10 protein-coding genes are annotated in these 8,700 nt (G+C 67.4%); 7 read left to right on the plus strand and 3 right to left on the minus strand.

What is annotated here, in order from left to right; genetic code table 11:
* Positions 1 to 31: 31 nt before the first annotated feature.
* Positions 32 to 397, minus strand: a complete 366-nt coding sequence (locus tag ACTIFJ_RS04395) for a MerC domain-containing protein (protein WP_439532874.1) — start codon at positions 395 to 397, stop codon at positions 32 to 34.
* A gap of 99 nt (positions 398 to 496) precedes the next feature.
* Here ACTIFJ_RS04395 and ACTIFJ_RS04400 point away from each other — a divergent pair, with 99 nt between their 5' ends.
* The 6 genes from ACTIFJ_RS04400 to ACTIFJ_RS04425 all read left to right on the plus strand — a co-directional run bounded on the left by ACTIFJ_RS04400 (position 497) and on the right by ACTIFJ_RS04425 (position 5,934).
* Positions 497 to 1,543 (plus strand): COX15/CtaA family protein, encoded by a 1,047-nt coding sequence (locus tag ACTIFJ_RS04400; RefSeq protein WP_439532875.1) that lies wholly within the window; start codon positions 497 to 499, stop codon positions 1,541 to 1,543.
* Positions 1,540 to 1,899 carry a DUF2237 family protein gene (locus tag ACTIFJ_RS04405; RefSeq protein ID WP_439532876.1) on the plus strand — a complete coding sequence of 120 codons (360 nt, stop codon included), beginning with the start codon at positions 1,540 to 1,542 and terminating at the stop codon, positions 1,897 to 1,899. Before ACTIFJ_RS04400 ends, ACTIFJ_RS04405 begins: the two co-directional genes overlap by 4 nt.
* A gap of 155 nt (positions 1,900 to 2,054) precedes the next feature.
* Positions 2,055 to 2,543 (plus strand): 50S ribosomal protein L13, encoded by a 489-nt coding sequence (gene rplM, locus ACTIFJ_RS04410; RefSeq protein WP_439532884.1) that lies wholly within the window; start codon positions 2,055 to 2,057, stop codon positions 2,541 to 2,543.
* Positions 2,543 to 3,058 carry a 30S ribosomal protein S9 gene (gene rpsI, locus ACTIFJ_RS04415; RefSeq protein WP_439532877.1) on the plus strand — a complete coding sequence of 172 codons (516 nt, stop codon included), beginning with the start codon at positions 2,543 to 2,545 and terminating at the stop codon, positions 3,056 to 3,058. The genes rplM and rpsI overlap by 1 nt, the downstream gene beginning before the upstream one ends.
* A gap of 133 nt (positions 3,059 to 3,191) precedes the next feature.
* Complete coding sequence (locus tag ACTIFJ_RS04420; protein ID WP_439532878.1) at positions 3,192 to 5,276, plus strand: protein-disulfide reductase DsbD family protein; 2,085 nt, start codon at positions 3,192 to 3,194, stop codon at positions 5,274 to 5,276.
* Positions 5,277 to 5,322: 46 nt separating this feature from the next.
* The gene (locus tag ACTIFJ_RS04425) at positions 5,323 to 5,934 is read left to right on the plus strand and encodes a redoxin domain-containing protein (protein WP_439532879.1); all 612 of its coding nucleotides are present in this window, start codon (positions 5,323 to 5,325) and stop codon (positions 5,932 to 5,934) included.
* 259 nt (positions 5,935 to 6,193) lie between these two features.
* Here the strand turns inward: ACTIFJ_RS04425 and ACTIFJ_RS04430 are convergent, their stop codons facing one another.
* Both ACTIFJ_RS04430 and trxB read right to left on the minus strand, forming a co-directional pair.
* The gene (locus tag ACTIFJ_RS04430; protein WP_439532880.1) at positions 6,194 to 7,114 is read right to left on the minus strand and encodes a LysR family transcriptional regulator; all 921 of its coding nucleotides are present in this window, start codon (positions 7,112 to 7,114) and stop codon (positions 6,194 to 6,196) included.
* A 10-nt stretch (positions 7,115 to 7,124) separates the two neighbouring features.
* Positions 7,125 to 8,060 (minus strand): thioredoxin-disulfide reductase, encoded by a 936-nt coding sequence (trxB, locus tag ACTIFJ_RS04435; protein ID WP_439532881.1) that lies wholly within the window; start codon positions 8,058 to 8,060, stop codon positions 7,125 to 7,127.
* Positions 8,061 to 8,189: 129 nt separating this feature from the next.
* On the opposite strand from trxB, the gene ACTIFJ_RS04440 reads away from it, so the two are divergent.
* A complete protein-coding gene (locus ACTIFJ_RS04440; RefSeq protein WP_439532882.1) occupies positions 8,190 to 8,669 on the plus strand; it encodes an Lrp/AsnC family transcriptional regulator in 480 nt (159 codons plus the stop codon).
* Positions 8,670 to 8,700: the final 31 nt, after the last annotated feature.

The raw sequence follows: 8,700 nt of genomic DNA on the forward strand, positions 1-8,700 counted from the left end.
TCTCAAGGCAATATCGGCGGATGGTTCGGCCTCAGCCGCGCGTTGCCCGCAGGTTGAGAACATGCGCCGCGCCCAGCACGACGACGCCGGCGACCGACAGCATGATCTCGGTTTCCTCGGAATGCGGCATGAAGATCGACGCGCTGAGAAACCCGATACCGATCACGCCGACCAGCACGATGCCCAGCCGTCCGTGCACCCGCACCCCGCGCCACAATGCCAGCACCGCCAGCGGCAACGCCAGCATCAGCCCGACGACATGCACCTCATGGCTAAGCATGTTGCCAGCCACCGCCATCGACGCAACCAGCAGCGCGCCGAGCAGGCAATGGACCAGGCACAACCCCGAAAGGAAAATGGCAAGCCGGTCCAGGAGAGGCGAATGTGGTGAATTCACCGGCGAGGTGTTACATTGTCTCATGAACGCTCGCAAGCGAAATTCCGCCGCGACGATCCCGACGTTGAAGCCCATGGCGGTTTCCGGCAAGGAGCGGCTGTGGCAAGTCTCGCCCCTGCATCACCGGCCACCGTCCGGTCAATCCCCACGGCCCGTCCACGCGCCGTGGCCAACTGGCTGTTCGCCGTCTCGGCACTGGTCTTCGTCATGGTCGTCGTCGGCGGCATCACCCGGCTGACCGAGTCGGGGCTCAGCATCGTCCGCTGGGATGTCGTGACCGGCACGCTACCGCCGCTTTCGGACGCCGCCTGGCAGGCCGAATTCAAGGCCTACAAGGCCAGCTCGCAATATAAGCTGATGAACCACGGCATGAGCCTCGCCGCGTTCAAAGGCATTTTCTTCTGGGAATATCTGCACCGGCTGCTCGGTCGCCTCATCGGCCTCGCCTTCGCGCTGCCGCTGGCGTGGTTCTGGCTCAAGGGGCGCATCCCCGCCGGCTACAAGCCAAGGCTGCTGGCGCTGCTGGCGCTCGGCGGGCTGCAGGGCGCGATCGGCTGGTGGATGGTCTCCTCCGGGCTCGTCGGCCGCACCGAAGTTGCCCACACCCGCCTCGCCGTCCATCTGACCACCGCGCTCGCCATCATGGCCGGCTGCATCTGGACTGCGCTCGATCTGCGGGCGACATCCCGGCCGGCATTCGGCATGGGTACGCGCAGTCGCCTCCTCATCCCGGCCTTTGTGGCCCTGCTCTCCGTGCAGATTATCTGGGGCGCTTTTACCGCCGGCCTGCGCGCCGGCCATGCCTCTGACACCTGGCCGCTGATGGCCGGCGCGCTGGTCCCCGCCGGCCTGTCCGCCAGCCTCGCCGGCTGGGTGGATGATCCGTTCACCGTGCATTTTCTCCACCGTTCGCTCGCTGTGCTGGTGCTGGGTGGCGCCCTCATCTTCACCCGCCACCTTTGGGCCATCGGCGCCTCGGGGCCGGCGCAAGCGCTGGCAGCCGCCGTCACCGCCCAGTTCGTCCTCGGTGTTCTCACCGTGCTGTCCGGCGTCGCGCTGCCTTTGGGTGTCGCCCATCAGGCCTGTGCAGCGCTGCTCGTTGCCGCCACCACCTGGGGCGCCCACCATGCGCTGCGCCGCCCATGAGCCCCTTAAATGTTCTTGGCACGGCACTCGTCCCCTGCGGTACCAACCCGATGACCGGCTGGTACCGCGATGGCTGCTGCAACACCGACGCGCAGGACCAAGGCCTCCACACTGTCTGCGCTATCGTCACGGCCGAGTTCCTCGCCTTCAGCCGTACAGCTGGCAACGATCTCTCGACCTCGCGCCCCGAGTTCGGCTTTCCCGGCCTCAAGCCCGGGGACCGCTGGTGCCTGTGCGCCGCGCGATGGGAAGAAGCCCGCCGCGCCGGCTTCGCCCCCGAGGTCGTGCTCGAGGCCACGCACGCGAAAACGCTTGAGATTACCGCGCTCGGCCATCTCCAGGCCCATGCTGTCTGATACGGTATTATTTTACCACATCGGGAACGCGCGGATTTTCTTGACGCAAAGCGCCGCATCCGTCATTTGAGCGCCATCACGCCGGGGCAGCCGCTCCGGCGTCTCTCGTTTCAACACGCGGACACTCACCCATGACAACCAAATTGTCGACCAAGCTGCTCACGCGCCAGACGGCTTCCATCAAGCCGGCCGAAGTCGAGAAGAAGTGGCTCATCATCGATGCCGAAGGCCTCGTCGTCGGCCGCCTCGCCTCGCTGATCGCCAACCGCCTGCGCGGCAAGCACAAGGCGAGCTTCACCCCCCACGTCGATTGCGGTGACAACATCATCGTTATCAACGCCCAGAAGGTCCGCTTCACGGGCAAGAAGGCGCAGGACAAGCGCTATTACCGGCACACCGGCCACCCGGGCGGCATCAAGGAAACCTCGCCCGCCAAGATCCTTGAGGGCCGCTTTCCCGAGCGCGTGCTGATCAAGGCTGTCGAGCGGATGGTCCCGCGCGGCCCGCTCGGCCGCCAGCAGATGCGCAACCTGCGTGTCTTCGGTGGCACCGATCACCCGCACACCGCCCAGAACCCAGAGGTGCTGGACGTAGCCGCCATGAACCCAAAGAACTCGACCCTCGCGAAGAAGGCCGCTGAATAATGAGCGATACCATCCAGACCGACCAGCGCCAGTCCCTGGCCGACCTCGGCACCATCCAGGACACCAGCGGCACCCGGCTCGAGAGCAGCAACCCGCCCGCCCCGATCCGCGAGCAGGAAATCGATGCCTATGGCCGTGCCTATGCCACCGGCAAGCGCAAGAACGCCATTGCCCGCGTCTGGCTGAAGCCCGGCACCGGCAAGATCATCGTCAACGGCAAGGACCAGACGGTGTATTTCGCCCGTCCGACCCTGCGCCTCGTCATCAACCAGCCGTTCGACATCGCCGAGCGCCGGGACCAGTATGACGTGATGTGCACCGTCGTCGGCGGCGGGCTCTCCGGCCAGGCCGGTGCGGTCAAGCACGGCATCTCGGTCGCCCTCACCCGCTACGAGCCCGCGCTGCGCACCGTCGTCAAGCAGGCCGGCTTCCTCACCCGCGATCCGCGTGTCGTCGAGCGCAAGAAGTACGGCAAGGCCAAGGCCCGCCGCAGCTTCCAGTTCTCGAAGCGCTGATCCTCCTTCCCTCGGTTCCTCAGGGCGCGCCGGTTCATCCCGGCGCGCCCTTTTGCTGTCGGCGCCGCGGTCTATCGCCCTGCCTGCCGCCCGATGGCTTCCCCGCCGCCTGCATCTCGCGCATAACGCGGCCATGATTCGTCTCCTGCTCGCCCTGGCAGCTCTGGTCCTGTGCGGGCCCGTCACGGCCCAGCCAGCCGCGGCCCAGCCGGTTGCAGACCTGCCCCACACCCGCGCCGAGCTTATCCTGGAAAGCCGCGAGCCCGCCGCCGGCAAGGCCGTCACAGCGCTGATTCTGCTCAGCCCCAAGCAGGGCTGGCACAATTACTGGTCCAATCCTGGCGATGCCGGTGCCCCCACGCGGCTGGCCTGGACGCTGCCCGCCGGCACCCCAGTCCCGTCCGAGCCGCGTTACCCGGTCCCCGAGACGCTGCTGGTTTCGGGGCTGATGAACCATGTCTATGCGCACCCCAATGCGATGGTCGTGGAGATCGTGCCGCCGGCCGGTCTCGCCCCCGGCACTCCCTTCCCGGTTACCGTCAAGGCCGACTGGCTGGTCTGCTCGGACGAGCAATGCGTGCCTGAAGGCGCCACGCTGAGCCTCTCCGCCAGCATCGGCACCGGCGCGGCGGACTCGGCCAGCGCCGCCGCCGTCGCCCGCGCCCGGGCCGCCCTGCCCAAGGCCGTCGACTGGCCGATCCGCTACACGCTCGAGAACGGCCGCTTCGTCCTCGCCGTCCCCTTCGCCGCCCCCGGCAGCGTCAAGGCCGTGCATTTCTTCCCCGATGCCGATGGCGTCATCGATTATGCGGCACCCCAGTCGATCACGCTCAGTGGCGACATGCTGCGGATCGAGACCGGCGCGGCGGCCACGCCCGATATCCCCGCCGACGGCACCCTCACCGGCGTCGTCCGCATCGACCGCATCGACGAACCCGAACCGCTGGGCTTCAGCATCACCGCCCGCCCCGGACCCGTCCCTGCCGCCGGTGTACCGCTATCGACACGAACCGAGTCGAGCACCACCAACCTGCTGCCCATCCTCGCCCTCGCCGTCCTCGGCGGCCTGCTACTCAATGTCATGCCCTGCGTCTTCCCGATTCTCAGCCTGAAGGCGCTCAGCCTGGCCAAGGGCAATGTCGACGCCGGCAAGGCTCGCGGCGACGCGCTGGCCTATACCGCCGGCACCGTCCTGATCTGCGCCGCGCTTGGCGGCCTCGTCCTAGCGCTCCGCGCCGCCGGCTCGCAAATCGGCTGGGCCTTCCAGCTGCAGGACCCGCGCGTCATCGCCCTGCTGCTGCTGCTGGTCACCGCCATCGCGCTCAATCTCGCCGGCCTGTTCGAGATCAATTTCGGCAGCGGCAGCCTCGGCCAATCGGTCACCGCGCGCGATGACAGCCTCGGCAGTTTCGCCACCGGCGCGCTCGCCGCCTTCATCGCCACGCCCTGCACCGGGCCATTCATGGCCGGCGCGCTCGGCGCGGCGCTTGTGCTGCCGCCCGCTGCCGGCCTGCTGGTGTTCGCCGGCCTCGGCTTCGGCCTCGCCCTGCCCTTCCTCGCCATCGGCTTTGTGCCGGCGCTGCGGCGGCGCCTGCCCCGCCCCGGTCCGTGGATGGCCCGGCTGCGTGCCCTATTGTCGGTGCCGATGTTCCTCACCGCACTGGCGCTGGCCTGGGTCCTCGGCCGCCAGTCAGGCGCGGACGGCATGGCCATCGGGCTCACCGGCGCCGTGCTCCTCGGCCTGCTGCTTTGGTGGCTCGGCCGCCGCCAGCACCAGGGTCGGCCCAACTGGCTTCCCGGCGCCGCCTCGCTCGCCGTGATCGTCGCTGCCGCTGTCCTCATCCCCACCGCCACGCCAACCGCCGCTGCCGCCACCGCAAGCCAGCTCGACGCCGAGCCCTATACCCCCGCCCGACTCGCCGAGCTTCGCGCCGCCCGCCAGCCGGTGTTCCTGTACATGACCGCCGACTGGTGCATCACCTGCAAGGTCAACGAGAAGGGCGCCATGGCCAGCCCGCGCGTTGCCGAGGCGTTCAAGGCCGGCGGCATTACCGTCCTGCGGGGCGACTGGACCCGCCCCGACCCGGCGATCGCCGCCTGGCTCGCCGAGCATGGCCGCGCCGGCATCCCGGTGTACACCTATTACGCCCCGGATGGCCGCGAGCAGGAACTGCCCCAGCTGCTCAGCGTGGAAGCGCTCACCGGCCTTGTAGCCTGACCCCCGGCTCCCCAAAACAGGGGAAGACAATTGCCGGAGTGCCTAGATGAACCGTTTCCTTCCCTATGCCCTGATCGCTGCCGGGATGACCATGCCGGCCATCGCCTCGGCCGCCCCGGTCAACGGCCAGCCCGCCCCCGCCTTTACGCTCCTCAATACCGCCGGCAAGCCGGTCAGCCTCGGCGACTTCAAGGGCAAGACCGTCATTCTCGAATGGACCAACCCCGGCTGCCCGTTCGTCCGCGCCCATTACGATAGCGGCAACATGCAGGCGACACAGGCCAGGGCGCTGAAGGCGGGCGCCGTATGGCTGACCATCAACAGCGGCGCTCCCGGCAAGCAGGGCCATATGACCGGCAAGCAGGCCCAGGCCCGCATGCAGACGGACGGCACCAGCCCCAGCCATTACCTGCTCGATCCACGGGGTACGGTCGGTACCTTCTATGCCGCCAAGGCCACGCCGCAGATTTTCGTCGTCGCCCCGGACGGCACGCTCGCCTATGACGGCGCCATCAACGATCGCCCCACCGCCGAAGAGTCGGACGCACTCGAAGGCCGCAACTACGCCCTCACGGCGCTCGCCGCCGTCCAGGCCGGCAAGACCCCGGCTCCGGCCAAGACCAAGCCCTATGGCTGCGCGGTCAAATATCCATCCTGAAGATCAGAAGAGCCTGAAACTAAATGGGCCGGGCCCACCTGAGTGGACCCGGCCCAAATATTGGCCTGACACAAGGGGCTCCGGGGGGATGGAGCGGCAGGTGTCAGGCCAGGAACCGGTCGCCAGGGGGGGAGGCGATCCGGTTCCACGTCCGGCGGCTAGGGGGGGAGAAGCCGTCCGAACGTGCTGTCTGTGACAGCGATGACCCTGATATGCACTTCACCCCGATCTTTGTGCAGCGCACAAGAATGCAAGCCAGCTATGCACCGAGCGCATGCCGGTCGATATCGAGGTTCGCCGCGGTCATCCGCTTGCCCAGGAAGTCGCGCAGCGCCGCCACCCGCAACGACCGTCGCAGCTCGGCCGGATAGGTGAAGAAGGTCCGGAACACCGGCCCCTCGATCTCGGGCAGCACGATCCGTACCTTGCCGGAAAAGCGGATCAAATAGGTCGGCAGCGCCGCGATGCCGGCCCCCGATTCCACCGCCTGCAGCACGCCATGGCTGTTGTTGATCGACAGGCCGGGCTGGCGCGGCGCCCCGTCATGGCCGAGCGCCAGCGCCCAGTTGATGCTCTTCAGCACCTCGGGCGCCGCCTCGCCATAGGCGATCAACCGATGGTCATCGAGATCGGCAATCGTTCGCGGTGTCCCATGTTTGGCCAGATATTCGGGCGCCGCGCATAGATAATGGCGGATCGCATAGAGCGGCTTCTGGACCAGCTCGGACTGGAGCGGCAGGTGGAAGCGCACCGCCACATCGGCCTCGCGCTTGGTCAGGTCGAGATCATCGTCCTCGAGCAGCAGCCTGATGGTGATGTCGGGATAGAGATCGAGGAAGTCGCCCAGCTGCTGCGCCAGCCAAGTCGAGCCGAAGCTCACCGTCGTCGTCAACCGGATCTCGCCGCTCGGCCGGTCCCGGCTCGCGTCGATCGCCAGCCGCGCCCGTTCGAGCCGATCCTGCATATCGTGCGTCGCCTGGCGCAGCTGCTCGCCCTCGTGCGTCATCGCCAGCCCCCGCGCATGGCGGTGGAACAGCTTGGCCCCCAGGTCTCCCTCCAGCGCCGCGATCTGCCGGGACAGCGCCGGCTGGCTGATATGCAGCCGCCGCGCCGCCTCGGTGAAGCTGCCGGCCTCGGCGACGGTCTCGAAAAGCCGCAGCTTCTCCCAATCGAGGTTCATTCCCCCTCCTTCAGCCGCCGCCATGCGCAAGAAAACGCTCGGCCTCAAGCGCCGCCATGCAACCCATCCCCGCTGCCGTCACCGCCTGCCTGAACACCTTGTCGGTCACATCGCCCGCCGCGAATACCCCCTTTACCGAGGTCGCCGTCGAATCCGGCGCTTTCACGATATAGCCCTCATCGTCCATCGCCAGTTGCCCCTGGAAAAGCCCGGTCGCCGGCACATGGCCGATCGCGACGAACAGGCCGTCCACCGCCAGGTCGCGCAAACTCCCGTCGCGGGTATCGCGCAGCCGCACCGCATCCACACCGCCGTCGCCGATCACATCGGCAACCTCGGCATACCAGTGCATCTCGATCTTGGGATTCGCCGCCAGCCGCGCCTGGTTGGTCTTGTCGGCGCGCAGCTCGCCGCGGCGGTGCACCAGATGCACGCGCGAGGCGAAGTTGGTCAGGAACAGCGCCTCCTCGACCGCGGTATTGCCGCCGCCCACCACCGCCACCGTCTTGCCGCGGAAGAAGAAGCCGTCGCAGGTCGCGCACGCTGAAACCCCGAAGCCGCGCAGCCGCGTCTCATTGTCCAGTCCGAGCCAACGCGCGCTGGCACCGGTGCAGATGATCAGCGCGTCGGCCAGGAACCGCACGCCCGATTCGCACTCAACCGCAAAGGGCCGGCGGGAGAGATCGACGCTGGCCACCATGTCGCTGATCACCTCGGCGCCGACGTGCCGGGCCTGCTCGGCCATCCGGATCATCAAATTCGGCCCCTGCACGCTGACATCGCCGGGCCAATTCTCGACATCGGTGGTGATCGTCAGCTGGCCTCCAGGCTGCAATCCTTCGATCAGCACCGGCTCCAGCGCCGCGCGCGCCGCATAGATCGCCGCCGTATAGCCGGCCGGTCCCGATCCGATCACCAACACCTTCACCGCCCGCACGTCCGCCACACCATCGCTCCCGATTGCCTGTCAGCACCAGTTAGCGCTGATCGACGAAATATCCAGCCCTGCGGCAATGACTTGCGCCAATCGGCAATAATCTTATGTAAACACCCTCAGTATCGACACGGAGTTACCATGGTTCATCGCTCGCGGCTGCCTATCGATGACATCGACCGGGTCATCCTGCGCCACCTCCAAGCCGAGGGCCGCATCACCAATGTCGAGCTTGCCGAACGCGCCGGCCTCACCGCGCCCCCCTGCCTGCGCCGCGTCCGCGCGCTGGAGGAGAACGGCACCATCCTCGGCTATCACGCCGATCTCGACGCCCCGGCGCTCGGCTATTCAATTACCGTGTTCGTCATGGTCAGCCTCAAGTCGCAAGCCGAAGCCGATCTGATGGCCTTTGAGCAACATGTCGCCGCGCTGCCCCAGGTCCGCGAATGTCACATGCTCAACGGCGAGATCGACTTCATCCTCAAGGTCGTCGCTCATGATCTTCAGGAGTTCCAGCGCTTCCTGACCTCGGCGCTGACCCCGGCCCCCAATGTCGAGAGCGTCAAGACCAGCTTCGTCATCCGCACCGCGCTCAACCGCCCCGGCGTCCCGGTGGACTGATCGACCAAAATGGTGGGCGGTGACGGGCTCG

It is taken from the genome of Polymorphobacter sp. (assembly GCF_051860865.1).
Classification (GTDB): Bacteria; Pseudomonadota; Alphaproteobacteria; order Sphingomonadales; family Sphingomonadaceae; genus Sandarakinorhabdus.

Coding starts and splice junctions, on each gene's coding strand:
- ACTIFJ_RS04405 (WP_439532876.1), top strand. CDS start 1,540: ATGAGCCCCTTAAATGTTCTTGGCACGGCACTCGTCCCCTGCGGTACC.
- rpsI (WP_439532877.1), top strand. CDS start 2,543: ATGAGCGATACCATCCAGACCGACCAGCGCCAGTCCCTGGCCGACCTC.
- ACTIFJ_RS04420 (WP_439532878.1), top strand. CDS start 3,192: ATGATTCGTCTCCTGCTCGCCCTGGCAGCTCTGGTCCTGTGCGGGCCC.
- ACTIFJ_RS04425 (WP_439532879.1), top strand. CDS start 5,323: ATGAACCGTTTCCTTCCCTATGCCCTGATCGCTGCCGGGATGACCATG.
- ACTIFJ_RS04430 (WP_439532880.1), bottom strand. CDS start 7,114: ATGAACCTCGATTGGGAGAAGCTGCGGCTTTTCGAGACCGTCGCCGAG.
- ACTIFJ_RS04440 (WP_439532882.1), top strand. CDS start 8,190: ATGGTTCATCGCTCGCGGCTGCCTATCGATGACATCGACCGGGTCATC.